This window comes from Pseudomonas sp. TUM22785, assembly GCF_028198105.1.
Lineage (GTDB): Bacteria > Pseudomonadota > Gammaproteobacteria > Pseudomonadales > Pseudomonadaceae > Metapseudomonas > Metapseudomonas solani.
The window spans coordinates 3,670,958-3,695,227 of sequence record NZ_CP116239.1 but is presented as its reverse complement, the minus strand read 5'-3'; the positions used below and the strand labels follow the sequence as shown (position 1 = coordinate 3,695,227).

General features: G+C 67.1%; 20 protein-coding genes. 17 read left to right on the top strand and 3 right to left on the bottom strand.

The genetic code is table 11. From position 1 onward, the window contains the following. Positions 1-241 precede the first annotated feature (241 nt). From PI990_RS16710 to PI990_RS16640, 15 genes are all read left to right on the top strand, one after another. The gene (locus tag PI990_RS16710; RefSeq protein WP_271657788.1) at positions 242-1,201 is read left to right on the top strand and encodes an AraC family transcriptional regulator; all 960 of its coding nucleotides are present in this window, start codon (positions 242-244) and stop codon (positions 1,199-1,201) included. A gap of 407 nt (positions 1,202-1,608) precedes the next feature. Continuing rightward, positions 1,609-2,967 carry a benzoate 1,2-dioxygenase large subunit gene (gene benA / locus PI990_RS16705; protein ID WP_184492181.1) on the top strand — a complete coding sequence of 453 codons (1,359 nt, stop codon included), beginning with the start codon at positions 1,609-1,611 and terminating at the stop codon, positions 2,965-2,967. Beyond that, positions 2,964-3,452 (top strand): benzoate 1,2-dioxygenase small subunit, encoded by a 489-nt coding sequence (benB, locus tag PI990_RS16700; RefSeq protein ID WP_021217576.1) that lies wholly within the window; start codon positions 2,964-2,966, stop codon positions 3,450-3,452. The genes benA and benB overlap by 4 nt, the downstream gene beginning before the upstream one ends. 45 nt (positions 3,453-3,497) lie before the next feature. Beyond that, a complete protein-coding gene (gene benC / locus PI990_RS16695) occupies positions 3,498-4,511 on the top strand; it encodes a benzoate 1,2-dioxygenase electron transfer component BenC (RefSeq protein ID WP_271657787.1) in 1,014 nt (337 codons plus the stop codon). A gap of 53 nt (positions 4,512-4,564) precedes the next feature. Next, the gene (locus PI990_RS16690) at positions 4,565-5,338 is read left to right on the top strand and encodes a 1,6-dihydroxycyclohexa-2,4-diene-1-carboxylate dehydrogenase (RefSeq protein ID WP_271657786.1); all 774 of its coding nucleotides are present in this window, start codon (positions 4,565-4,567) and stop codon (positions 5,336-5,338) included. Between the two features lie 61 nt (positions 5,339-5,399). Next, positions 5,400-6,728, top strand: coding sequence for an MFS transporter (locus PI990_RS16685; protein ID WP_271657785.1), 1,329 nt, complete (start codon positions 5,400-5,402; stop codon positions 6,726-6,728). Between the two features lie 84 nt (positions 6,729-6,812). Further along, positions 6,813-8,033, top strand: coding sequence for a benzoate/H(+) symporter BenE family transporter (locus PI990_RS16680; RefSeq protein ID WP_271661312.1), 1,221 nt, complete (start codon positions 6,813-6,815; stop codon positions 8,031-8,033). 104 nt (positions 8,034-8,137) lie between these two features. Further along, entirely contained in the window at positions 8,138-9,382 is a 1,245-nt protein-coding gene (locus tag PI990_RS16675; RefSeq protein WP_271657784.1) for an OprD family porin, read from the top strand. 186 nt (positions 9,383-9,568) lie between these two features. After that, positions 9,569-10,420 (top strand): CoA transferase subunit A, encoded by an 852-nt coding sequence (locus tag PI990_RS16670; RefSeq protein ID WP_271657783.1) that lies wholly within the window; start codon positions 9,569-9,571, stop codon positions 10,418-10,420. Then, on the top strand, positions 10,417-11,211 hold the full coding sequence (locus PI990_RS16665; RefSeq protein ID WP_271657782.1) for a CoA-transferase subunit beta: 795 nt from the start codon (positions 10,417-10,419) through the stop codon (positions 11,209-11,211). Before PI990_RS16670 ends, PI990_RS16665 begins: the two co-directional genes overlap by 4 nt. Then, complete coding sequence (gene pcaF, locus PI990_RS16660) at positions 11,208-12,413, top strand: 3-oxoadipyl-CoA thiolase (protein ID WP_271657781.1); 1,206 nt, start codon at positions 11,208-11,210, stop codon at positions 12,411-12,413. The genes PI990_RS16665 and pcaF overlap by 4 nt, the downstream gene beginning before the upstream one ends. A 325-nt stretch (positions 12,414-12,738) precedes the next feature. Next, complete coding sequence (locus tag PI990_RS16655; RefSeq protein ID WP_271661311.1) at positions 12,739-14,049, top strand: 3-carboxy-cis,cis-muconate cycloisomerase; 1,311 nt, start codon at positions 12,739-12,741, stop codon at positions 14,047-14,049. 10 nt (positions 14,050-14,059) lie between these two features. Then, positions 14,060-14,848, top strand: coding sequence for a 3-oxoadipate enol-lactonase (gene pcaD / locus PI990_RS16650; RefSeq protein ID WP_271657780.1), 789 nt, complete (start codon positions 14,060-14,062; stop codon positions 14,846-14,848). Positions 14,849-14,875: 27 nt separating this feature from the next. Continuing rightward, positions 14,876-15,271, top strand: a complete 396-nt coding sequence (gene pcaC, locus PI990_RS16645) for a 4-carboxymuconolactone decarboxylase (RefSeq protein ID WP_271657779.1) — start codon at positions 14,876-14,878, stop codon at positions 15,269-15,271. Between the two features lie 584 nt (positions 15,272-15,855). Continuing rightward, positions 15,856-16,800 (top strand): transposase, encoded by a 945-nt coding sequence (locus PI990_RS16640; protein ID WP_271657778.1) that lies wholly within the window; start codon positions 15,856-15,858, stop codon positions 16,798-16,800. Between the two features lie 187 nt (positions 16,801-16,987). On the opposite strand, the gene PI990_RS16635 is transcribed toward PI990_RS16640, so the two are convergent. Together PI990_RS16635 and PI990_RS16630 are read right to left on the bottom strand one after the other, a co-directional pair. Then, a complete protein-coding gene (locus tag PI990_RS16635) occupies positions 16,988-18,250 on the bottom strand; it encodes an OprD family porin (RefSeq protein WP_271657777.1) in 1,263 nt (420 codons plus the stop codon). Positions 18,251-18,367: 117 nt separating this feature from the next. Beyond that, positions 18,368-19,744 (bottom strand): MFS transporter, encoded by a 1,377-nt coding sequence (locus PI990_RS16630; RefSeq protein ID WP_271657776.1) that lies wholly within the window; start codon positions 19,742-19,744, stop codon positions 18,368-18,370. Positions 19,745-20,324: 580 nt separating this feature from the next. On the opposite strand from PI990_RS16630, the gene quiC reads away from it, so the two are divergent. Then, positions 20,325-22,235 (top strand): 3-dehydroshikimate dehydratase QuiC, encoded by a 1,911-nt coding sequence (gene quiC / locus PI990_RS16625; protein ID WP_271657775.1) that lies wholly within the window; start codon positions 20,325-20,327, stop codon positions 22,233-22,235. Between the two features lie 79 nt (positions 22,236-22,314). Beyond that, entirely contained in the window at positions 22,315-22,983 is a 669-nt protein-coding gene (locus PI990_RS16620; protein WP_021217660.1) for a TetR family transcriptional regulator, read from the top strand. Positions 22,984-22,995: 12 nt separating this feature from the next. On the opposite strand, the gene PI990_RS16615 is transcribed toward PI990_RS16620, so the two are convergent. Beyond that, positions 22,996-24,240 (bottom strand): TIGR02270 family protein, encoded by a 1,245-nt coding sequence (locus tag PI990_RS16615; RefSeq protein WP_271657774.1) that lies wholly within the window; start codon positions 24,238-24,240, stop codon positions 22,996-22,998. Positions 24,241-24,270 lie beyond the last annotated feature (30 nt).

Here is a 24,270-nt window from a genome sequence, read left to right as displayed (position 1 = left end):
TTTTGGTCTGAATTGCGCGTCCTTGAGGGCGCGAGACCGTTCGTCAGGTATGAACTTTCCAGTAGAGGGCGAAAGGTAGCGGCTAGCCCTGACTCCGCCAGCGTTAGGTCTGCCTCATTAAAGCTACTGCTGCGTCCGATAATCGAACAGATATTCCGCCAACGAATTGCTTGGTTCGCGAGCGCGGGGATACCTTGCCGGTCACTGTGGCTCCGTAAATAACAACAAGAGTGCGTTGGACATGGAAAATTGCCTGCTGAGCGAGCGCAGCATGGTGTTTGAGCGTGCCGACCCTTATGCGGTGTCGGGTTACGTCAACCAGCATGTCGGCTCCCACGATATCCGTCTGCCCACCGTGGGGCGGTCCGAAGCCAGCCTCAATCACCGCAAGTTCGCCAGCCTGGACCTGTGCCGTATCAGCTATGGCGGCAGCGTGCGGGTCACCTCTCCGGCCCTGGAGACCATCTACCACCTGCAGGTGCTGCTACGGGGCAATTGCCTGTGGCGCGGGCATCGCCAGGAGCACTACCTGGCGCCGGGCGAGCTGCTGCTGATCAACCCCGACGACCCGGTCGACCTGACCTATTCCGACGATTGCGAGAAGTTCATCCTCAAGATGCCGGTGGCGCTCATGGAGGCCGTCTGCGACGAGCAGCGCTGGCTGCGCCCGGGCGACGGCGTGCGCTTCCTGCAGAACCGCTATCGCCTGTTGGAGCTGGACGGCTTCATCAACCTGCTGGCCATGGTCTGCCAGGAGGCGGAAAGCAGCGACCCCTTGCTGCGGGTGCAGGACCACTACACCCAGATCGTCGCCAGCAAGATGCTCACCCTGATGCACACCAACGTCAGTCGTGAGCAGCTCGGTTCCCAGGCGGCGTCCTTCGAGCGCATCGCCGACCACATCGAGCGCAACCTCAAGCAGGACATCACCAGCGAGGAGTTGGCCGCCCAGGCGCAGATGAGCCTGCGCTCGCTCTACGCCCTGTTCGAGCGTCACGCCGGTACCACGCCCAGGCACTACATCCGCCAGAAGAAGCTCGAGCGCATCCATGCCTGCCTCAGCGATCCGGACTGCTGCGTGCGCAATGTCACCGAACTGGCCCTGGATTACGGCTTCCTGCACCTGGGGCGCTTTTCCGAGAGCTACAAGGCGCAGTTCGGCGAGTTGCCGTCGGATACCTTGAAGCGGCGCGGTTTGTAGTGCCTGTCGTGGGCAGCCCTATGCTGTGGCAGGTGTTTACAGGTCAACGATCGTAGGAGCGAATTCATTCGCGAATGTCGGGCTCTGTGCTGGGCCCGACATCGATGCGTTGGGCCTCGCTGCGCTCGGCGCCAGCCTACGGGTAGGGTGGAGGTCGCTCTTTACCTCCACCTTGGCGGTGCTGCATGGGGCTCTGGGCCGGGGCAGTCCTGCGGCCTGCTTGGCGAATGAATTCGCCCCTACAAACAGCGCATCTGTGCCTTGAAGCGGCCGCCATGCCCGCTATCCGCAACAACCCGTAACCCCTCTGCACAAAACGGATAGCGATCTGCACAAAGCGGATATTGCCGTTGCCCGCGTCTCCCTAACCTGAGCCTGCCTGAACAATAACAATGGAGGCCCTGGCCATGTCCCTGGGATTCGAGTTCCTGCATTCGCTGCTAGAGGAAGACAAGGAGAAGGGCGTCTACCGCTGCAAGCGGGAGATGTTCACCGATCCGCGTCTGTTCGAACTGGAGATAAAGCACATCTTCGAAGGCAACTGGCTGTACCTCGCCCACGAGAGCCAGATTCCCGAGAAGAACGACTACCTCACCCTGACCATGGGGCGCCAGCCGGTCTTCATCGCGCGCAACAAGGACGGGGAGCTCAACGCTTTCCTCAATGCCTGCAGCCATCGCGGTGCGCAGCTGTGCCGGCACAAGAGCGGCAACCGCGCGTCCTACACCTGTCCCTTCCACGGCTGGACCTTCAACAACAGCGGCAAGCTGCTCAAGGTCAAGGACCCGGCCGAGGCGGGCTACCCGGCGAGCTTCAACTGCGAAGGCTCCCACGACCTGACCCGCGTCGCCCGCTTCGAGTCCTACCGTGGCTTCCTTTTCGGCAGCCTCAACCCGGACGTGGTGCCGCTGGCCGAGCACCTGGGCGAGTCGGCGAAGATCATCGACATGATCGTCGACCAGTCCCCCGAGGGCCTGGAAGTGCTACGTGGCTCCAGCAGCTACATCTACGAAGGCAACTGGAAGCTGACCGCCGAGAACGGCGCCGATGGCTACCACGTCAGCTCCGTGCACTGGAACTACGCCGCCACCCAGAACCAGCGCAAGCAGCGCGAGGCGGGGGAGGAGATCAGGACCATGAGCGCCGGCAGCTGGGCCAAGAACGGCGGTGGCTTCTACTCCTTCGACAAGGGCCACCTGCTGCTCTGGACGCGCTGGGCCAACCCCGAGGACCGCCCCCTCTACGAGCGCCGCGACGAGCTGGCCCGGGACTTCGGCCGTGCTCGTGCCGACTGGATGATCGAGAACTCGCGCAACCTCTGCCTGTACCCCAACGTCTACCTGATGGACCAGTTCAGCTCGCAGATCCGCATCGCCCGACCCCTCTCCGTCAACCAGACGGAAATCACCATCTACTGCATCGCGCCACGGGGTGAGAGCGCCGAGGCGCGCGCCAGGCGCATCCGCCAGTACGAGGACTTCTTCAACGTCAGCGGCATGGCCACCCCGGACGACCTGGAGGAGTTCCGCTCCTGCCAGCTCGGCTACCAGGGCAACCGTGGCTGGAACGACATGTCGCGCGGCGCCGCGCACTGGGTGGAAGGCGCCGACGAGGCGGCCCGCGAGATCGACCTGCACCCGCTGCTGTCCGGCGTGCGCACCGAGGACGAGGGCCTGTTCGTGCTGCAGCACAAGTACTGGCAGGCAACCCTGCTCGAGGCCGCTGCGGCCGAGCAGCGACTGATTCCCGTGGAGGCCGTGCAATGAGCATCTCCCATGACGCCGTGCGCGACTTCCTCTACCGCGAGGCGCGCTACCTGGACGACAAGGACTGGGACAGCTGGCTGGAGCTCTATGCCGCCGATGCCAGCTTCTGGATGCCGGCCTGGGACGACCGCGACGAATTGACCGAGAACCCGCAGACCGAGATCTCGCTGATCTGGTACGGCAACCGGGGCGGCCTGGAGGACCGCGTGTTCCGCATCAAGACCGACCGCTCCAGCGCGACCATGCCGGACACCCGCACCTCCCACAACATCAGCAACATCGAGCTCCTCGACCAGGCCGCCGGCGAGTGCCGGGTGCGCTTCAACTGGCACACCCTGAGCTACCGCTACAAGACCGTGGACAGCTACTTCGGCACCAGTTTCTACAGCCTCGACGTGCGCGGCGAGCAGCCGCTGATCAAGGCCAAGAAGGTGGTCCTGAAGAACGACTACGTGCGCCAGGTCATCGACATCTACCACATCTGAATACCCGGCCCGGCCAGCATGAGGCCGCGCTCCGTGGAGCCCGACATGACTCATCACATCGCATTGACCTTTGAAGACGGCGTCACCCGTTTCATCGACGCCAGCCCCGACGAGACCGTGGCCGACGCGGCCTATCGCCAGGGCATCAACATCCCGCTGGATTGCCGCGACGGCGCCTGCGGCACCTGCAAGTGCTTCGCCGAGGCGGGCCGCTACGACCTGGGCCAGGACTACATCGACGACGCCCTGAGCGCGGAGGAGGCCGAGCAGGGCTATGTGCTCACCTGCCAGATGCGCGCGGCCAGCGATTGCGTGGTGCGGGTGCCGGCTTCGTCCGCGCTGTGCAAGACCCAGCAGGCCAGCTTCGACGCGGCCATCAGCGCCGTGCGCCAGCTGTCCGACAGCACCATCTCGCTGTCGATCAAGGGCGAGTCCCTGAGCCGCATGGCCTTCCTGCCGGGGCAGTACGTCAACCTCAGGGTGCCGGGCAGCGAGCAGTCCCGTGCCTACTCCTTCAGCTCGTTGCCGAAGGACGGCGAGGTCAGCTTCCTGATCCGCAACGTGCCTGGCGGCCTGATGAGCAGCTTCCTCACCGGGCTGGCCAAGGCCGGCGACAGCATGAGCCTGGTGGGGCCGCTGGGCAGCTTCTACCTGCGCGACATCCGCCGGCCGCTGCTGTTGCTGGCCGGTGGCACCGGCTTGGCGCCCTTCACCGCGATGCTGGAGAAGGTCGCCGAGCAGGGCAGCGAACACCCCCTGCACCTGATCTACGGCGTGACCAACGACTTCGACCTGGTGGAGCTGGATCGCCTGGAGGCCTTCGCCGCGCGCATCCCCAACTTCAGTTTCAGCGCCTGCGTGGCCAACCCCGAGAGCGGCTACCCGCACAAGGGCTACGTCACCCAGCACATCGAACCGCGCCACCTCAACGACGGCGACGTCGACATCTACCTCTGCGGCCCGCCGCCGATGGTGGAGGCGGTCAGCCGGTTCATCCGCGAGCAGGGCGTGCAGCCGGCGAATTTCTACTACGAGAAGTTCGCCGCCAGCGCCGCCTGAGTACCACTCCAACCCGTGAACCTCCTGGTGGCCGGCAACGGCAGAGGACCGTCATGAGCAACAGATTCAACGACAAGGTCGCGCTGGTCACCGGCGCGGCGCAGGGCATCGGCCGCCGTGTGGCCGAACGCCTGGTGGAAGAGGGCGCCCGCCTGGTGGTGGTGGACCGCTCCGAGCTGGTCTTCGAGCTGCGCGAACGGCTGGGGGAAGGCCGTGTGCTGGCGCTGACCGCCGACCTCGAGCAATACGCCGAATGCAGCCGGGTGATGGCGGCGGCGGTGGCACGCTTCGGGCGCCTCGATGTGCTGGTCAACAACGTCGGCGGCACCCTCTGGGCCAAGCCGTTCGAGCACTACGAAGTGCACGAGATCGAGGCCGAGGTGCGGCGCTCGCTGTTCCCCACGCTCTGGTGCTGCCACGCGGCGCTGCCCTACATGCTGGAGCGGGGCGCAGGGGCCATCGTCAACGTTTCCTCCATCGCCACCCGCAGCCTCAACCGCGTGCCCTATGGCGCGGCCAAGGGCGGCGTCAACGCGCTCACCGCCTGCCTGGCCTTCGAGAACGCCGGGCGCGGCATCCGCGTCAACGCCACCGCGCCCGGTGGCACCGAGGCACCGCCCCGGCGTATCCCGCGCAACACGGCGGAGCAGAGCGCTCAGGAGAATATCTGGTACCAGCAGATCGTCGACCAGACCCTCGACAGCAGCCTGATGAAACGCTACGGCAGCATCGACGAACAGGCCGGCGCGATCCTTTTCCTGGCTTCCGATGAAGCCTCCTACATCACCGGCGTGACCCTGCCGGTAGGCGGTGGCGACCTGGGCTGAAACCCGAGCCGCGGTTCCACCCGCAACGCTTTCTCGACAACAAGAACAAGAGACGAATGCCATGCGAAAACTCGACGTACACGCGATCATCGACGACGCGCGCTTCACGCCCTTCCACTGGATGGTGATGGGCTGGTGTGCCCTGCTGCTGATCTTCGACGGCTATGACCTGTTCATCTACGGCGTGGTCTTGCCGGTACTGATGAAGGAGTGGGGGCTGACGCCCCTGGAAGCGGGCGCCCTGGGCAGCTACGCGCTGTTCGGCATGATGTTCGGGGCGCTGTTCTTCGGCCCCCTGGCCGACCGCATCGGGCGCAAGCGCGGCATCGCCATCTGCTTCGTGCTGTTCTCCGGTTTCACCGTGCTCAACGGCCTGGCGCGCAACCCCACCGAGTTCGGCATCTGCCGCTTCATGGCCGGGCTGGGCATCGGCGGGTTGATGCCCAACGTGGTGGCGCTGATGAACGAGTACGCGCCGAAACGGCTGCGCAGCACCCTGGTCGCCATCATGTTCAGCGGCTATTCCCTGGGCGGCATGCTCTCCGCCGGCGTCGGCATCTACATGCTGCCGCGTTTCGGCTGGGAGGCGATGTTCTTCGCCGCCGCGGTGCCGCTGCTGTTGCTACCGCTGATCCTCTGGTACCTGCCCGAGTCCGTCGGCTTCCTGCTGCGCCAGGGCCGCACCGAACAGGCGCGGGCCATCCTGCGCAAGGTCGACCCGCAGCGGGAGCTGCGCGATGACGACCTGCTCGAGCTGGTGGAGGTGAAGGCCCAGGGCGCACCGGTGCTGGAGTTGTTCCGCGAAGGGCGCGCCCTGCGCACGCTGATGCTGTGGATCGCCTTCTTCTGCTGCCTGCTGATGGTCTACGCGCTCAGCTCCTGGCTGCCGAAGCTGATGGCCAACGCCGGCTACAGCCTGGGTTCGAGCCTGTCCTTCCTGCTGGCGCTGAACCTGGGTGGCATGTTCGGCGCCATCGCCGGCGGCTTCCTCGGTGATCGCTTCAACCTGCCCCGGGTGGTGGCGGCCTTCTTCATCGTCGCGGCGCTGTCCATCAGCCTGCTCGGCTTCAAGAGCCCGACACCGCTGCTCTACCTGCTGATCGGCATCGCCGGCGCCACCACCATCGGCACGCAGATTCTCCTGTACGCCACGGCGGCGCAGTTCTACGGTTTGGCCATCCGCTCCACCGGCCTTGGCTGGGCCTCCGGCATCGGCCGCAACGGCGCCATTGTCGGGCCGTTGCTGGGCGGTGCGCTGCTGGGCATCAACCTGCCGCTGCAGCTGAACTTCATGGCCTTCGCCATCCCCGGCGCCATCGCCGCATTGGCCATGTGCTTCGTCTCGCTGCGGGCGCCCCAGGCTGCTCCATTGGCGGGCGCCAGGCTCTGAAGCGCGCGGGGCGTCGGCGACGCCCCGCCTGACCCGGAAAGACTAACAGGAGAGCTGGCCATGGCCACGCGACAGGCAACCTTCCTGCGCACCCTGATCCGTGATTTCTCGCTGTCAGCGGCCGTGGCAGGCTTCATCGCCACGGTCATTTCCTATGCCGGGCCGCTGGTGATCATCTTCCAGGCGGCCAAGGCCGCGAACCTGCCCGACGCGGTGCTGTCGTCCTGGGTCTGGGCCATCTCCATCGGCAGCGGCGTGCTGGGCATCGTCCTCAGCCTGCGCTTCAAGGTGCCGCTGGTGATCGCCTGGTCCGCGCCCGGCTCGGCGCTGCTGGTGGCCTCGCTGCCGGGCGTCAGCCTCAACCAGGCAGTGGGCGCGTACCTGCTCTCCAGCCTGCTCATCCTGCTGGTGGGGCTGTCCGGTGCCTTCGATCGCATCATCGGCCGGCTGCCCGCGGCGATTTCCGCCGCGATGCTGGCCGGCATCCTCTTCAGCTTCGGCACCCAGCTGTTCGTCTCGGTGAAGGAGAAACCGCTGCTGGTGCTGGCGATGTTCGCCGCCTACCTGCTGGGCAAGCGGCTGCTGCCGCGCTATGCGGTGATGGCGGTGCTGGTGACTGGCTGCAGCATCGCCCTGGCGACCGGGGAGATGAACGCCTCGGCCCTGGTGATCGGCTTCGCCACCCCGGTGTGGATCACCCCCGAATTCAGCTGGCACGCCACGCTGAACATCGCCCTGCCGCTGGTGATGGTGGCGCTGACCGGGCAGTTCGTGCCGGGCATCGCCGTGCTGCGCAACGACGGCTACGGCACGCCCGCCAGCCCGATCATCGCCAGCAGCGCACTGGGCACCTTGCTGCTGGCCCCCTTCGGTTGCCACGGCCTCAACCTGGCGGCCATCACCGCCGCCATCTGCAGCGGCCGCGAGTCCCACGAGGACCCGGGCCGGCGCTACGTGGCCGGCGTGGTCGGCGGCCTGTTCTACCTGCTGCTGGGCATCTTCGGCGCCACCCTGGTGTCGCTGTTCAGCGCCTTCCCCCGGGAGCTGGTCGCGGCCTTGGCCGGGTTGGCGCTGTTCGCCGCTATCGCCGGTGCGCTGGCCGGGTCCATGGCGGTGCCGGAGGACCGCGAAGCGGCGCTGATCACCTTCCTGGTCACGGCGTCCGGCATGTCCCTGCTCGGGCTGTCGGCGGCCTTCTGGGGGCTGATCTTCGGCCTGGCTGCGCACCTGCTGCTGGGCGTGCGCCGGCGCGAGCCACAGGCCCGTTGCACAGAGACCCGAGCGGCACTGCCCACGGATAACTGATCCACCCCCATCGCCCCTTGCGTGCAAGCCGCGAGCACGGTCCGCCATCACACCGTGCCCGTGGCGAGGGGCTGTCTCGTCCCCATAAAAACAAGAGTGACACCATGAACAAGACTGCAAGCATGCTTTCCGCGGGCCTCGTGGCCCTGGCCGGCGCCAACGCCCAGGCCGGTTTCATCGAGGATTCCAGCGCCACCCTGCAGGCCCGCAACTACTGGTTCAGCCGTGACTTCTCGGATATCCGCGGCACCGAGCAATCCCGGGCCCAGGAGTGGGCCCAGGGTTTCATCCTCACCTTCAGATCCGGCTACAGCGAAGGGCCGCTGGGCGTGGGGGTGGATGCCATCGGCCTGCTCGGGCTCAAGCTCGACAGCGGGCGAGGGCGGGTCAACACCGGGCTGCTGCCCGTGCAGGAAGACGGCGAGGCGGCGGATGACTACAGCCGCCTGGGCGCCACCTTGAAGCTGCGCTATTCGAAGACCGAACTGAGGCTCGGCGAACTGCAGCCCAACCTGCCGGTGCTCGCCTTCAGCGACATCCGCCTGCTGCCGCCCAGCTACCAGGGGGCGAGCATCAGCTCCAGCGAGATCGCCGGGCTCACCCTGCAGGGCGGCCGGCTGCTCACCACCAGCCTGCGCAACGAGGCCGGCGACGACACGATGCAGGCCATGCTCGGCCACAAGCCGCAGCGCCAGGCCAGCAGCGATGCCTTCAACTACGCCGGGGCCGACTACGCCTTCAACGCCAATCGCACCACGGCCAGCGCCTGGTACGCCCAACTGGAGGACATCTACGACCAGCGCTTTCTCGGACTCAAGCACAGCCAGCCGGTGGGCGACTGGGTGCTCAGCGCCAACCTCGGCTACTACGACGCCAGCGAAGACGGCAAGCAACTGATCGGCGCCATCGACAACCAGGCCTTCTTCTCACTGTTCTCGGCCAGGCGGGGCAGCCACACCTGGCATGTCGGCTACCAGGCGATGTTCGGCGACAGTTCGTTTCCCCGGGTGTTCGCCAACATCACGCCCCTGGGCAACGAAGTGCCCACCTTCGAGTTCGCCTACGCCGACGAGCGCTCCTGGCAGGCCCGTTACGACTACGACTTCGCCGGCCTCGGGCTGCCGGGCTTGACCAGCACCCTGCGCTACATCACCGGGGACAACGTCGACACCGGCCAGGGCTACGAGGGCAAAGATTGGGAGCGCGACCTGGACATCGCCTACGCGGTGCAGAGCGGCAGCCTCAAGGGCTTGGGCATCCGCGTGCGCAACGTCGTCGCGCGCTCCAACTACCGCACCGATATCGACGAGAACCGGCTGATCCTCAGTTACACCTGGACGCTCCTTTAAGTCGCGACACGGCCATCGGCGCCCGGAAGGCGTCGTGGCCATCGAGGCGGGAAAATCCTTAGCAAGGTACGTAAATGTTCGATTATCGAACGGATAGTCGATTATCGGATTGTTCCACGGCCGGGCCGGGGGTAGCTTTCCCTCACCCGGCGAACCTTCCGCCCTGGATAACAAAACGAGATCGACATGGCTGAAATCATCTCCCTGCGCGAAGCGGTCGAGCGCTTCGTCAACGACGGCGACACCGTCGCCCTCGAAGGCTTCACCCACCTGATTCCCACGGCCGCTTCCCACGAGCTGATCCGCCAGAACAAGCGCGACCTGACCCTGGTGCGCATGACGCCCGACCTGGTCTACGACCTGCTGATCGGTGCCGGTTGCGCGAAGAAGCTGGTGTTCTCCTGGGGCGGCAACCCGGGCGTGGGCTCGCTGCACCGCCTGCGTGACGCGGTGGAGAAGGGCTGGCCCCGCGAGCTGGAGATCGAGGAACACAGCCACGCCGACCTGGCCAACGCCTATGTGGCCGGCGCCTCCGGGCTGCCGTTCGCGGTGCTGCGCGCCTATGCCGGCTCCGACCTGCCCAAGGTCAACCCGCTGATCAAGAGCGTGACCTGCCCCTTCACCGGCGAAGTGCTGGCGGCCGTGCCCTCGGTGCGTCCGGACGTGACCGTGATCCACGCGCAGAAGGCCGACCGCAAGGGCAACGTGCTGCTCTGGGGCATCCTCGGCGTGCAGAAGGAAGCGGCCCTGGCGGCCAAGCGCTGCATCGTCACGGTGGAAGAGATTGTCGACGACCTCAACGCCCCGATGAACGCCTGCGTGCTGCCCACCTGGGCACTGACCGCCGTCTGCCACGTGCCCGGCGGCGCGCATCCGTCCTACGCCCACGGCTACTACGAGCGCGACAACCGCTTCTACCAGGCCTGGGACCCCATCGCCCGCGACCGCGAGACCTTCAGCGCCTGGATCGACGAATACATCCGTGGCACCGAGGACTTCGCCCAGTTCCAGCAGAAAATTGCGGAGGCCAAGCAATGAGCGCCCAATCCACTGGCTACAGCACCAATGAAATGATGACCGTCGCCGCCGCCCGCCGCCTGAAGAACGGCGCGGTCTGCTTCGTCGGCATCGGCCTGCCGTCCAAGGCCGCCAACCTGGCGCGCCTGACCTCGTCCCCGGACGTGGTGCTGATCTACGAATCCGGCCCCATCGGTGCCAAGCCCACGGTGCTGCCGCTGTCCATCGGTGACGGCGAGCTGGCCGAGACCGCCGACACCGTGGTGCCCACCGGCGAGATCTTCCGCTACTGGCTGCAGGGCGGGCGCATCGACGTCGGCTTCCTCGGCGCCGCCCAGGTCGACCGCTTCGGCAACATCAACACCACCGTGATCGGCGACTACCACAAGCCCAAGGTGCGCCTGCCCGGTGCCGGTGGCGCGCCGGAGATCGCCGGCTCCGCCAAGGAAGTACTGATCATCCTCAAGCAGTCCCACCGCACCTTCGTCGACAAGCTGGCCTTCGTCACTTCGGTCGGCCATGGCGAAGGCGGCGACTCGCGCCAGCGCCTGGGCCTGCCCGGCAAGGGCCCGGTGGGCATCATCACCGACCTGTGCATCATGGAGCCGGAAGCCGGCACCCACGAATTCATCGTCACCTCGCTGCATCCGGGGGTGACCCGCGAGCAGGTGGTCGAGGCCACCGGCTGGCCGATCCGCTTCGCCGACAGCGTCAGCGAAACCCTCGCCCCCAATGCCGAGGAGCTGGCCGCGCTGCGCGCCCTGGAGGCCCGTACCGCCGCCGCCCACGGCCAGCAGGGAGGTGAGGAGTGAGCCGCGACGTATTCATCTGCGATGCCGTGCGCACGCCCATCGGTCGCTTCGGCGGTGGGCTGGCGTCGGTACGTGCCGACGACCTGGCGGCCATCCCGCTCAAGGCGCTGATCGAGCGCAACCCGCAGGTGCGCTGGGACGAAGTCGACGAAGTCTTCCTCGGCTGCGCCAACCAGGCCGGCGAGGACAACCGCAACGTCGCGCGCATGGCGCTGCTGCTGGCGGGCCTGCCGGAAAGCGTTCCCGGCGTCACCCTCAACCGCCTCTGCGCCTCGGGCATGGACGCGGTGGGCACTGCCTTCCGCGCCATCGCTGCCGGGGAGATGGAGCTGGCCCTGGCCGGCGGCGTCGAATCCATGTCCCGCGCGCCCTATGTGATGGGCAAGGCCGACAGCGCCTTTGGCCGCAGCCAGAAGATCGAAGACACCACCATCGGCTGGCGCTTCATCAACCCGCTGATGAAGGCGCAATACGGCGTCGATGCCATGCCGCAGACCGCCGACAACGTTGCCGACGACCATCAGGTCAGCCGCGAGGACCAGGACGCCTTCGCCCTGCGCAGCCAGCAGCGCGCCGGTGCGGCCCAGGCGGCGGGCTTCTTCGCCGAGGAGATCGTCCCGGTGGTGATCAAGGGCAAGAAGGGCGACACGGTGATCGACCAGGACGAGCACCTGCGCCCGGACACCACCCTGGAGGCCCTGGCCAAGCTGAAGCCGGTCAACGGCGAAGGCAAGACCGTCACTGCCGGCAACGCCTCGGGCGTCAACGACGGCGCCGTGGCACTGATCCTCGCCAGCGCCGAGGCGGTGAAGAAACACGGCCTGACCCCGCGCGCCAGGGTGCTGGGCATGGCCAGTGCCGGCGTGGCACCCCGTGTCATGGGCATCGGCCCGGTGCCGGCGGTGCGCAAGCTGCTGGAGCGCCTCAACCTGGGCATCGACCAGTTCGATGTCATCGAGCTCAACGAAGCCTTCGCCGCCCAAGGGCTGGCAGTCACCCGTGACCTCGGCCTCGCCGACGACGACGCCCGGGTTAACCCCAACGGCGGCGCCATCGCCCTCGGCCACCCCCTGGGCGCCAGCGGCGCACGCCTGGTGCAGACCGCGCTGCACCAGTTGGAGAAGTCCGGCGGCAAGCTTGGCCTCGCCACCATGTGCGTGGGGGTAGGGCAAGGGCTCGCACTCGTCATAGAGAGGGTGTGACAGGCTACTGCGCTCGCTATGCCTGCTGTGCGCGGCGCAGCTGTAGGGACGTTCCGTGGAGCTGCGAGGCGCGTAATGGGTTTCGCTCCGCTCTACCCATCCTACGGCTGGCGGCGTGATGCAGTCGTAGGGTGGGCTTCAGCCCACCATGACTCATCCGACGAAGCGGTTTGAGCTCGCTACGCCTGATGTGCCAGGCGAAGTGCGTAAAGGCTGGTCGTGACGGGCCGGCTGCTATAAAACGATTCACCTTCCTGATTTCCGGAGCACTGGCTTGAACAGCCCGAGCAACCAACTCTTCGATGCCTACTTCACCGCGCCGGCCATGCGCGCGATCTTCTGCGACCACGGCCGGGTGCAGGGCATGCTGGATTTCGAGGCCGCGCTGGCCCGCGCCGAGGCCCGTGTCGGGGTGATTCCCGCCGAGGCGGTGGCGGCCATCGAGGCGGCCTGCAAGGCCGAGCTCTATGATTTCTCCGCCCTGGCCGTGGCCATCGGCAGCGCTGGCAATTCGGCGATCCCGCTGGTCAAGGCGCTGGGCAGGCGCATCGCCACCAGCGACGCAGCCGCCGAACGCCATGTGCACCTGGGCGCCACCAGCCAGGACGCCATGGACAGTGGCCTGGTACTGCAGCTGCGTGCTGCCATCGTGTTGCTGGAAAACGACCTCGCCACCCTGGCTGATGCACTCGCCAGCCAGGCCCGCCTGCATGCCGACACGCCGCTGGCCGGGCGCACCTGGCTGCAGCACGCCACGCCCGTGACCCTGGGCATGAAGATCGCCGGCTGGCTGGGCGCGGTGACCCGTCACCGCCAGCGCCTGGCCGAGCTGAAACCGCGCCTACTGTGCCTGCAGTTCGGCGGCGCCTCCGGCAGCCTCGCGGCGCTGGGCGACAAGGCCTTCGCCGTGGCCGGCGCCCTGGCGGAGGAACTGGACCTGACCCTGCCCGAGCAGCCCTGGCACACCCAGCGTGACCGCCTGGTGGAGTTCGCCAGCCTACTGGGGCTGGTCGCCGGCAGCCTGGGCAAACTGGGGCGCGACCTCAGCTTGCTGATGCAGACCGAGGCGGGCGAAGTCTTCGAGCCCGCCGCGCCGGGCAAGGGCGGCTCGTCCACCATGCCGCACAAGCGCAACCCGGTGAGCGCCGCCGTGCTTATCGGCGCCGCCACCCGCGCACCGGGCCTGGTGGCGACCCTGCTGGCCGCCATGCCCCAGGAACACGAGCGCAGCCTGGGCCTGTGGCACGCCGAATGGGAAACCCTGCCGGAGCTCTGCTGCCTGGTGTCCGGCGCCCTGCAGCAGGCGCTGCTGGTGGTGCCGGGCCTGGAGGTGGATGCCGCGCGCATGCGCCACAACCTGGACCTGACCCAGGGGCTGGTGCTGGCCGAGGCGGTGAGCATCGCCCTGGCCCAGCGCATCGGCCGTGACGCCGCCCACCACCTGGTTGAGCAATGCTGCCGTCAGGCGGTGAAGGAGGGCGCACACCTGCGTGCCGTGCTCGGCGCCAACCCCGAGGTCACCGTGCAACTTTCCGCCGACGAGCTGGACCGCCTGCTCGACCCGGCCCATTACCTCGGGCAGGCGCGTCGCTGGGTCGACCGCGCCGTGGCCGAGCATCAGAATTTTTCGCGTTAGGAGCCTTTGCATGCCTGCCGTACGACTCGCCGATGGCGACCTGAACTACCTCCTCGAAGGCCCGGCCGGTGCGCCGGTGCTGGTGCTCAGCAACTCCCTGGGCACCGACCTGCATATGTGGGACGCGCAGATCCCGGCCTTCACCGAGCATTTCCGCGTGCTGCGCTATGACACCCGTGGCCATGGTGCATCGCTGGTGACCGAAGGCCCCTACAGCATCGAGCAGAACGGCCGTGACGTGCTGGCCCTGCTGGATGCGCTGGATATCGCCCAGGCGTCGTTCTGCGGCCTGTCCATGGGTGGGCTGATCGGCCAGTGGCTGGGGATCCATGCGCCGGAGCGCATCCAGCGCCTGGTGCTGTGCAACACCGCTGCGAAGATCGGCAGCCCGGATGTGTGGAACCCGCGCATCGAGACGGTGCTGCGCGACGGCCAGGCGGCCATGGCGGCCCTGCGTGACGCTTCCATCGCCCGCTGGTTCACCGCGGACTTCGCCGAGGCGCAACCGGCCAAGGTGGAGCCCATCGTCGCCATGCTGGCGCAGACCTCGCCCCAGGGTTACGCCGCCAACTGCGCGGCGGTGCGCGATGCCGATTTCCGCGAACAACTGGGCGCCATCCGCGCGCCGACACTGATCGTTTGCGGCAGCGGCGATGCGGTGACCACGCCCGAGCACGGCCGCTTCCTGCAGGCGCACATTGCTGGCGCGGAGCTTGTGGAGTTCCATGCCGCGCACCTGTCCAACGTCCAGGCCGGCGAGGCCTTCACCCGCCGGGTGCTGGACTTCCTGATCGCCTGAAGGCCCAGGGTTAGCGAGGAGCCACCGATGGACGAGAAAGAACGCTACGAGGCCGGCATGCAGGTGCGCCGTGCGGTGCTGGGCGATGCCCATGTCGACCGCAGCCAGCAGAACCTCACGCCCTTCAACGAAGAGTTCCAGGAGATGATCACCCGCCACGCCTGGGGGGATATCTGGACGCGCCCGGGCCTGCCGCGCCACACCCGCAGCCTGGTGACCATCGCCATGCTCATCGGCATGAACCGCGAGGGCGAGCTGCGCCTGCACCTGCGCGCGGCGAAGAACAACGGCGTGACCCGCGACGAGATCAAGGAAGTGATCATGCAGAGCGCCATCTACTGCGGCATTCCCGCTGCCAATGCCACCTTCCACCTGGCCGAATCGGTGTGGGACGAGCTGGGCGTGGAATCGCTGCAAGACTGACCCGCGAGCCACACAAACGCCGCCCGGACCCCGCATCCGGGCGGCGTTTTTGTGTGTGCGGCGTATCCCGCCCATGGCACCTGTAGAGGCGAATTCATTCGCCAAGCAGACCGCAGGGCTGCCCGACACCGTGCTTCCCGGCCACTCCCCTTGGTGGATGAAAAGAGCGTCATCCACCCTACACATCGGTTAGCGCCGTGGTTCGGGTTGGGCACGGCGCCGTAGGTTGGCGCCGAGCGCAGCGAGGCCCAACGGTGCGAGGTTCGGCCTCGCTGCGGGCGTCCCCTGTGGGAGCGGCTTCAGCCGCGAAAGACCTTCCGCCGGCACCTGGCTGCGGATGGCCGGGCACTCCATCGCGAATGAATTCGCTTGTATGTCCTAGGGTGGAACCTGTCGGGGGGCGGAGGGAGCGAAATCGCTTCTGCAAGCCAGACCGTGGGAGATTTCTCCCGCTCCTCACCTCACTGCAAGCGCCGATAAGGAATCCATCGGCTCAGGTCCGCCCCCGAGACCGACCATATCTGCAAGCCTGCGCCATCGTGAGCCCCCGACAGGTCATTCCATCTTGGCCCTGGGAGTTCGTCATGACAATGCAGAGCACCGTAATCGGTATCGATGTCGCCAAAGACAGTCTGAGTCTGTATCGAGCAGATCTGGAGCAAGCCAGAGAGCTCATCAATGAACCGCACGCTATCGCCACCTGGCTCAAGAGCCTGCCTGCAGGTTGCAGCCTGGCCATCGAAGCCACCAACACCTACCACGTTGCCGTCGCCACGCTGGCGCACAAACGTGGCCACAGGGTCTACGTGATCGATGGTTACCGCCTGAGCAACTACCGCAAAGGCATCGGTGGCCGGGTCAAGAACGACCTGAGCGATGCCCGTCTGCTGGCCCGCTACCTGGCTCATGAACAGAAGCAGTTGCACCCCTGGGCGCCGCCGAGCCGCCTGTACCGCAAGCTGCAGGCCCTGTTGCACCGTCGCGCCACCCTGGTGCGAGTAACGACGGCTCTGCGCCTGAGCTTCGCCCAGGATCGCCAATTGGCGGAGGCATTGAAGCCCGTCCTGCAGCAGATGAAAGACCTGGAGCGGACGCTTAACGCAGCGCTGCAATCCACGCTGAAAGAGGCCGGTTTGAGCGCGCAGGCACAACGTTGCCAGGAGATCGAAGGGGTTGGCCCGATCACCGCTGCCGCGCTGAACCTGGCCTTCCTACGGGGCACCTTCCGCAGTAGCGATGCGTTCATCGCCTTTCTCGGGCTGGATGTCCGGGTCAGGGAATCGGGGCGCTACATCGGCCGGCGCAAGCTGACCAAGCAGGGGGATCCGGAGATACGACGGCTACTGCATAACGCCGCCATGGCCGCCAGTCGCACAGCCGCCTGGAAGGAACGCTATCAAGCTTATTTGCAGCGGGGTTTGAAGAAGACCGAGGCCCTAACGATCCTCGCCCGGAAACTGGCCAGAATCGCTTTTGCCCTGATGACCAGCCAACAGCCGTACCGACACCGGGACGCTACGGCTGGTTGACATAGAATCTCCCACGGGACGAGTCGTCCGTAGGTCGGGTGCAACCCGGCGGTTTTGCAAGGAGGCTCGCGGGTTTCACCCGCCCTACGAATCGTCGAATCAGCCGCGTTGTCCTCGTCCCCATCGAGGAAAAAAGCCCGTCACAAGGACGGGCGAGGGGCTGCAGCTACGAGGATGAAGCGGGGATTCAGAGCAGCGAGAAGGGGTAGCTGACGATCAGGCGGTTCTCGTCGAAGCTGTTGGTGTTGCCCCAGTCGCGGCGCTGGCTGGAGTTGCGCCATTTCACCGCCAGGCTCTTGAAGGTGCCGGACTGCACCACGTAGGCGAGTTCGCTTTCGCGGCCCCATTCCTTGCCGTCGGTGACGCTGCCGGTGTGCACGTTGGAGCCGTGGATGTAGCGGTTCATCAGGGTCAGGCCGGGGATGCCGAGGGCGACGAAGTTGTAGTCGTGGCGCAGCTGCCAGGACTTCTCCTTGGCGTTCTCGTAGCTGGAGTTGTAGCTGTCGTTGGCCAGGGTGCCGCCGCTGGTGCCGTTGACGCGCATCCAGGCGTCATCGCCGCTGACCTTCTGCAGGCCGAGGTAGAAGGTGTTGCCGCCGATCTTCGCCGAGAACAGGCCGGACCAGGTGCGGTTGTCCAGGTCGCCGGCCAGGGCGCTGCCGTCTTCCTTGCCGTTGAACCAGCCGATGTTGGCGCCCAGGGTCCAGTCGCCGATGGGCTGGCTGTGGGTCAGTTGCAGGTAGTTCTGCTGGTAGATGTCCTCCAGTCGGGCGTGCCAGGCGCCGAGCAGGGTGCGGCCTTCGTTGAAGGCGTATTCGCCACCGGCGAAGTCGAAGCGGTCCGAGGTGAAGGCCGCGCGGCCGTTGAGGGACATGTCTTCCATGCTGGCGTCGTTGCGCGGGCTGTTGCCGCGGAACTGGCCGGCGTAGAGGGTCAGGCCGTCGAACTCCTTGGAGGTCAGCTGGGCGCCTTCGAAGGTCTGCGGCAGGGAGCGGCCGTCGTCGGAACGCAGGATGGGCAGCACCGGCATCCACTCGCCGACCTTCAGTTCGGTCTTCGACAGGCGCATCTTGCCGGCCACGCCGAGGCGGCCGAAGTCGTCGGCGGGGCGGCCATCGTCATGCACCGGCAGCAGCTGGGTGCCCCGGGTGCCTTTGCCCCCGTCGAGCTTGAGGGAATACAGGCCGAGCACGTCGACACCGAAACCCACCGGCCCCTGGGTGAAGCCGGAGCGGGCGTCGAGGATGAAGCTCTGGGTCCATTCCTCGGCCTGGGCCTGGGTGGTGTCGCCGACGAAATTGCGGTTCATGTAGAAGTTGCGCGCCGTCAGGGTGGCCGTGGCGTCCTCGACTAAGCCGGGCGCGGCAGACACGGCGCCGGCGCTTAGGGCCAAGGCGACGGCCAGCGGCAGGCGGGCGTGGGAAAGGCGGTTGCGATGCGGCTGTTGCATGGTGATCGTGCCTCTTTGCTTGTTGTTTTCAGGCATGGCGAAGCCATCTCGCGCCGTGGCGCGAAAGGCGTTGAGTGGTGCAGGTGAGTGCGGGGCCCCGGAGGAGCCCCGGGGGCGTCAGTGGCTGGCGACGCGCAGGCTGTTTTCGCGGCTGCTGTCGTACTGGGTCTTGTCCATGGGCTTGGCGTCGGGCTTGCCGAGGTCTGCCATGCCCAGGCGGTAGGTCTCGGGCGCCAGGTAGGCGGCGAGGGCGCAGATGCAGGTGATGGCGAAGGCCAGGCTGCCGACGATCACCGGGACGTTGTCCGAGCCGGGCGGGGCGACGGCGGCGAACAGCGCCGGCAGCATGGCGGTGAACATGGTGCCGATGTTCTGCGAGATGGCCATGGCCGAGACGCGGTAGCGGGTCTGGAACAGCTCCGGGTAGAAGCTCGGGAACACCGCGTTGTAGCCCTGGTAGACCATGCCCCACATGAGGATCGACATGCAGAAGGCCAGGGGCACGTTCTGGATGCTGATGGCGTAGAGGTAGGCGAAGGCCAGCAGGCCGGAGCCCAGGGCGCCGGTGATCATGGTCGGGCGGCGGCCGATCCTGTCGGAGAGGTTGCCGACGAAGGGGATGACCAGCACCGCGACGATGTTGCCCACCACCGGAATCCACAGGTAGACGCTCTTGTCGAAGCCGATGCCGTAGGCCGGCTGCACCGCGTAGGCGGCGCCGAAGATGGTGGCCACCACCGGGATGACGTTCATCAGCGCCATGAAGGTGACCAGGATCATGTTCTTCCAGCTGTGGCGGAAGGCTTCGGTGACCGGCGATTTGGCGACCTTCTGTTGTGCCTCCTCGTTGACGAAGGCCGGGGTCTCGTGGACTTCGCGGCGGATGATGTAGCCAGCCACCAGCACGAAGGCGCTGAGCAGGAAGGGAATGCGCCAACCCCATTCATTGAAGGCGTCGCTGGGCATGAAGTAGGCCAGCGGCAGGAACACCGCGGCGGCCATCACCTGGCCGGCCTGCACGCCCTGCAGGGTAAAGCTGGCGTAGTAGCCGCGCCGGCCGAAGGGCGCGTGCTCCATGATCATCGAGCTGGCCCCGGAGATTTCCCCGGCCACGGCGAAGCCCTGGATCAGGCGCAGCACCACCAGCAGCACCGGCGCGAGGATGCCGATGTCGTGGTAGGTGGGCAGCAGGCCCACGGCCATGGTGGAGATGCCCATGAGGAACATGCACAGCAGCAACACGTTCTTGCGGCCGCGGGTGTCGCCCCAGTGGCCGAGCACGAAGGCGCCGATGGGGCGCGCCAGGTAGCCGACGCCGTAGGTGGCCAACGAGGCGACGATGGCGATCTTCGGGTCGGTGGAGGGGAAGAAGATCTGCGGGAAGATCAGCGCCGCTGCCTGGGCGTAGATGAAGAAGTCGTAGTACTCGAGGGCGGAGCCTATCCACCCGCTGGCAGTTGCTTTCTTGGCTTGGGAGCTTGAGGGAGTAGCCATCGTTGTCTCCGTTGTTCTTGTCTGTACGCCGGGCAAGCGGGCTCGACCGGTATTGTGCCGGGTCGAATGAGGTGCACGCAGGCTTGGCCGGACTGGCGGTGCCCTAGGGGCACGTACCGGGTTGACCGATCTGGTTCAGGGAGTGCTGCCGGGGATGGCTAGGCCGTTCGCGCCCGGGTGTCGGGGCACGGCATGGCTGGGGGGAGGGGGGAGTGCGGTGAGGCGGCTTGGCGTGAGCATGAGCATTTACCCGATTCTTGAAATTGTTATGTGGTGACGCTGGGTTCCGATTGCGTTTTGCCGTGGTGTTTTCAGCAGGCTGTGCCGACGGCGGGTTGCAATGTGGTGAAGATGGTTGCGCAGTGAGCGAAATACCGTCAATTCGATAACCGGCCTTCTGTTCGGTAATCGAACACAAAACTAACCAGTTCGTACATTTCAATTGCTGGGCGGACTTTAGCTACGAATAATCGATTGCGCTACGGCTGCCGCGCAAAATCCTCCGACTGCGGGTCGGGAATCGCGGCGACCACCCCTGCCGCCGACCGCAGAGCCGGCGCCCTCGATCAGGAGCTGAAGCATGCAGCGTTCGATTGCCACCGTCTCGTTGAGCGGCACCCTGCCGGAAAAGCTCGAAGCCATCGCCGCCGCCGGTTTCGACGGTGTGGAGATCTTCGAGAACGACCTTCTCTACTACGCCGGCAGCCCCCGTGAAGTGCGCCAGCTGTGCGCCGACCTCGGGCTCGCCATCACCCTGTTCCAGCCGTTCCGCGACTTCGAGGGCTGCCGCCGCGACCGCTTGCAGAAGAACCTCGACCGCGCCGAACGCAAGTTCGACCTGATGCAGGACCTGGGCACCGACCTGGTGCTGGTGTGCAGCAACGTCGCCGCCGATTCCCTGGGCGATGAGCGCACCCTGGTGGACGACCTGCGCCTGCTCGGCGAGCACGCCGGCGCGCGCGGCCTGCGCATCGGCTACGAGGCCCTGGCCTGGGGCCGCCACGTCAACACCTGGCAGCAGGTCTGGAACCTGGTGCGCCAGGCCGACCACCCGGCCGTGGGCGTGATCCTCGACAGCTTCCACACCCTGTCGCTCAAGGGCGACCCCCGGGCCATCGCCGCCATCCCCGGCGAGAAGATCTTCTTCGTGCAGATGGCCGACGCGCCGATCCTGGCCATGGACGTGCTGGAGTGGAGCCGCCACTTCCGCTGCTTCCCGGGTCAGGGCGAGTTCGACCTGCCGGGCTTCCTCGCGCCCATCCTGCGCAGCGGTTATCGCGGCCCGCTGTCCCTGGAAATCTTCAACGACGGTTTCCGCGCCGCACCGCCCCGGGCCAATGCCGCCGACGGCCTGCGCTCGCTGCTGTACCTGGAGGAGAAGACCCGCGACCTGCTGCGCCAGGACCCGACGCCGCCCGCCGACCTCGACCTGCTGTTCGCCCCGCCGCCGGCCGGCCGCTACGACGGCGTGGAGTTCCTCGAATTCGCCGTCGACGGCGAGCAGGGCGCGCGCCTGGCCACCTGGCTGGAGCGCCTGGGCTTCGCCCGCGCCGGGCAGCACCGCTCCAAGGACGTGAGCCTGCTGCGCCAGGGCGATATCAACATCGTCCTCAACGCCGAACCTTATTCCTTCGCCCACGGCTTCTTCGAGGCCCACGGCCCGTCCCTCTGCGCCACCGCCCTGCGCGTGGGCGACAGCGCCTCGGCCTTGGAGCGGGCGCGGGCCTATCGCGGGCAGCCCTATCGCGGCCTGGTCGGCCCCAACGAGCGGGAAATCCCCGCCGTGCGCGCGCCGGATGGCAGCCTGATCTACCTGGTGGAACCCTCCGCGCCGGGGCAGACCATCTACGACAGCGACTTCCGCCTCGACGCCACCGCACAGCCCAGCGGCAGCCTCACGCGCATCGACCACATGGCCATGGCGCTGCCGGCCGACAGCCTCGACAGCTGGGTGTTGTTCTACAAGGGCCTGCTGGATTTCGAGGCCGACGACGAGGTGGTGCTGCCCGACCCCTACGGCCTGGTGAAGAGCCGCGCCCTGCGCAGCCGCTGCGGCAGCGTGCGCCTGCCACTGAACATCTCGGAGAACCGCAACACCGCCATCTCCCACGCGCTGTCCAGCTACCGGGGCTCGGGTGTGCACCACATCGCCTTCGCCTGCGACGACCTGTTCGCCGAGATCGCCCGCGCCAAGGACGCCGGCGTGCCGCTGCTGGACATCCCGCTCAACTACTACGACGACCTGGCCGCGCGCTTCGACTTCGACGACGAGTTCCTCAGCGAGCTGGCTTACTACAACGTGCTCTACGACCGCGACGCCCAGGGCGGCGAACTGTTCCACGTCTACACCGAGCCGTTCGAGGGGCGCTTCTTCTTCGAATTGCTGCAGCGCAAGGGCGGCTATGCCGGCTACGGCGCGGCCAACGTGGCGGTGCGCCTGGCGGCGATGGCCAAGGCGCGCAGTGGTGCCGCACGCCAGGCGAAGCTCTAGCCGATGGGCGGGCCGGCGCTTCCTTCGACGGGGCGACCGGCCCATAATCCGGCCGGTATGCATTTGGCCTGAGTCCGTTATGACCCTTACTGCTGACCTGCCCGACGAGCCTGTCGAAACACCCCGCAAGAGCCGCAAGAACAACCCGGAGAAGACCCGCGAGAACATCCTCCAGGCGGCCATCGTCGAATTCGTCCAGCAGGGCCTCTCCGGTGCCCGGGTCGATGCCATCGCCGAGCGCACCCAGACCTCCAAGCGGATGATCTACTACTACTTCGAGAGCAAGGAGCAGCTCTACCTGCGCGTGCTGGAGAAGCTCTACGGCGACATCCGCCACACCGAGGCGCAGCTGCACCTGGCGGAACTGGAACCGCGCGAGGCGATCCGCCGCCTGGTCGAGTTCACCTTCGACCACCACGACCGCAACGTCGACTTCGTGCGCATCGTCAGCATCGAGAACATCCAGCACGGGCAGTACATCCGCGAGTCCGATGCCATCGGCTCGCTCAACGTCACCATCCTCGCCAGCCTCGACGACATCCTCCGCCGTGGCGTGGCTGCGGGCGCCTTCCGCACCGGCGTGCAGGCGATGGACGTGCACCTGCTGATGTCGTCGTTCTGCTTCTACCGCGTCTCCAACCGCCACACCCTGGGCGCGATCTTCGCCATCGACCTCAACGAGGCCGAGGTGAAGGCGCGCCACCGGGACATGATCGTCGAATCGATCCTGCGCTTTCTCCAGGCCTGACCCCCGGCGGGGTCAGTTGCCCAGTAACTGGCGCTGGCGCACGGCCGGGGCGCTGGTGGGGAACAGCGGGCGGGTGGGAATGTAGCGGGCGAGGGCGCAGGCAGCGGCGACGCGCTGGCGCTGGTAGCCGGTCTTCAGTACCTCCAGGCAGCGGGCCTCGCTCAGGGGCTGGCCCAGCAGGTAGCCGGCGCCCTTGGTGAAGCGCTCCTGGTTGGCCTGCCACCAGGCTTCCACCCGTGCCGGGTCCGGCCAGGCCAGGTCGGTGTCCGGGTCCATGTCCACGTTCGGGTCTTCGGGGTCGTCTGTGGGGCCGGCGTCGTAGTCGGGGTAGACCTTCAGCTCCAGGTCCAGCTCGGCCAGGTCCGCCCCGGTGATCAGGGTGAAGGCTTCGCCGGCCACGCGGGCATGGGGCAGGTCGCCCATCTGCTGGATCAGCCAGGGCACCGTCACCGGGTCACCGAACAGGCCGGTGGCCTGGATCACCAGGCGTCGATGCTGCGGGCTCTGCATCAGCCCGCGCAGCCAGGCGATGCTGGCCTCGCGGGGTTGCCAGCAGAGCAGGGCGTTGAGGGCCCGCAGGCGGAACATGCCTTGTCGTTCGGCCAGCAGGCGCAGGGGGCCCAGGGCCTCTTCGTCACCCATCTGCACCGTTGCCCAGTTGGCCCAGAAGCGCACCGCCTCGTCGGCGTGCAGGCGATGGGCACGGATGGCTTGCATCAGGTCGCGCCGGCGCAGTTCGCCGGCGGTGCGCGCGGCACGGGCCAGCACGCCGGGGTCGGCGTGGGAGAGCCCGGCGATCAGCGCCGGGCCCGGGTCGCGGCGGTGCATGCCGCAGGCGGCCAGGCCCAGGCGGCGGAACAGCGGCTCCTGGGATGAAAGCAGGCGCTCGGTCCAGGGTTCGACCTTGTCCCACTCCAGCCAGCCAAGGGCCGCGGTGAAGGCCCGCTCGCCGTCCGGCGCCTTGCGCAGGTGCTCGGCGAGGGTGGACAGCGCCGGGCCGTTGCCGGCCATGAAGGCCAGCGCGGTGGCGGCGAACACCTCGCCCGTGGCCAGCGGATGCAGCCCCTTGAGCAGCAGGTCCAGGCCCTTGAGCCCGGCGATCAGCAGCCCGTCCAGGTGCGCCTCGATGCGGCCATCCAGGGTGCCCAGGTGCTTGAGGTCGTAGTGCGGCGCGCGCACGGCGTAGTCGCGCAGGCCGGCGAGGAAGCCGGCCTCTTCGGCGTGCTGGTCGAGGACGCGCAAGACAGGCTGGTTCATGGGCACACCGCACTGGGCAGCACCGGGAAA

What these genes read in the sequence shown, in the direction of transcription:
- benC (WP_271657787.1), top strand. Translation starts at nt 3,498, where the DNA reads ATGACTCATCACATCGCATTGACCTTTGAAGACGGCGTCACCCGTTTC.
- pcaD (WP_271657780.1), top strand. Translation starts at nt 14,060, where the DNA reads ATGCCTGCCGTACGACTCGCCGATGGCGACCTGAACTACCTCCTCGAA.
- PI990_RS16615 (WP_271657774.1), bottom strand. Translation starts at nt 24,240, where the DNA reads ATGAACCAGCCTGTCTTGCGCGTCCTCGACCAGCACGCCGAAGAGGCC.
- PI990_RS16640 (WP_271657778.1), top strand. Translation starts at nt 15,856, where the DNA reads ATGACAATGCAGAGCACCGTAATCGGTATCGATGTCGCCAAAGACAGT.
- PI990_RS16670 (WP_271657783.1), top strand. Translation starts at nt 9,569, where the DNA reads ATGGCTGAAATCATCTCCCTGCGCGAAGCGGTCGAGCGCTTCGTCAAC.
- PI990_RS16655 (WP_271661311.1), top strand. Translation starts at nt 12,739, where the DNA reads ATGCGCGCGATCTTCTGCGACCACGGCCGGGTGCAGGGCATGCTGGAT.
- benB (WP_021217576.1), top strand. Translation starts at nt 2,964, where the DNA reads ATGAGCATCTCCCATGACGCCGTGCGCGACTTCCTCTACCGCGAGGCG.
- PI990_RS16635 (WP_271657777.1), bottom strand. Translation starts at nt 18,250, where the DNA reads ATGCAACAGCCGCATCGCAACCGCCTTTCCCACGCCCGCCTGCCGCTG.
- PI990_RS16685 (WP_271657785.1), top strand. Translation starts at nt 5,400, where the DNA reads ATGCGAAAACTCGACGTACACGCGATCATCGACGACGCGCGCTTCACG.
- PI990_RS16630 (WP_271657776.1), bottom strand. Translation starts at nt 19,744, where the DNA reads ATGGCTACTCCCTCAAGCTCCCAAGCCAAGAAAGCAACTGCCAGCGGG.
- PI990_RS16710 (WP_271657788.1), top strand. Translation starts at nt 242, where the DNA reads ATGGAAAATTGCCTGCTGAGCGAGCGCAGCATGGTGTTTGAGCGTGCC.
- PI990_RS16690 (WP_271657786.1), top strand. Translation starts at nt 4,565, where the DNA reads ATGAGCAACAGATTCAACGACAAGGTCGCGCTGGTCACCGGCGCGGCG.
- benA (WP_184492181.1), top strand. Translation starts at nt 1,609, where the DNA reads ATGTCCCTGGGATTCGAGTTCCTGCATTCGCTGCTAGAGGAAGACAAG.
- PI990_RS16665 (WP_271657782.1), top strand. Translation starts at nt 10,417, where the DNA reads ATGAGCGCCCAATCCACTGGCTACAGCACCAATGAAATGATGACCGTC.
- quiC (WP_271657775.1), top strand. Translation starts at nt 20,325, where the DNA reads ATGCAGCGTTCGATTGCCACCGTCTCGTTGAGCGGCACCCTGCCGGAA.
- PI990_RS16675 (WP_271657784.1), top strand. Translation starts at nt 8,138, where the DNA reads ATGAACAAGACTGCAAGCATGCTTTCCGCGGGCCTCGTGGCCCTGGCC.
- PI990_RS16620 (WP_021217660.1), top strand. Translation starts at nt 22,315, where the DNA reads ATGACCCTTACTGCTGACCTGCCCGACGAGCCTGTCGAAACACCCCGC.
- pcaC (WP_271657779.1), top strand. Translation starts at nt 14,876, where the DNA reads ATGGACGAGAAAGAACGCTACGAGGCCGGCATGCAGGTGCGCCGTGCG.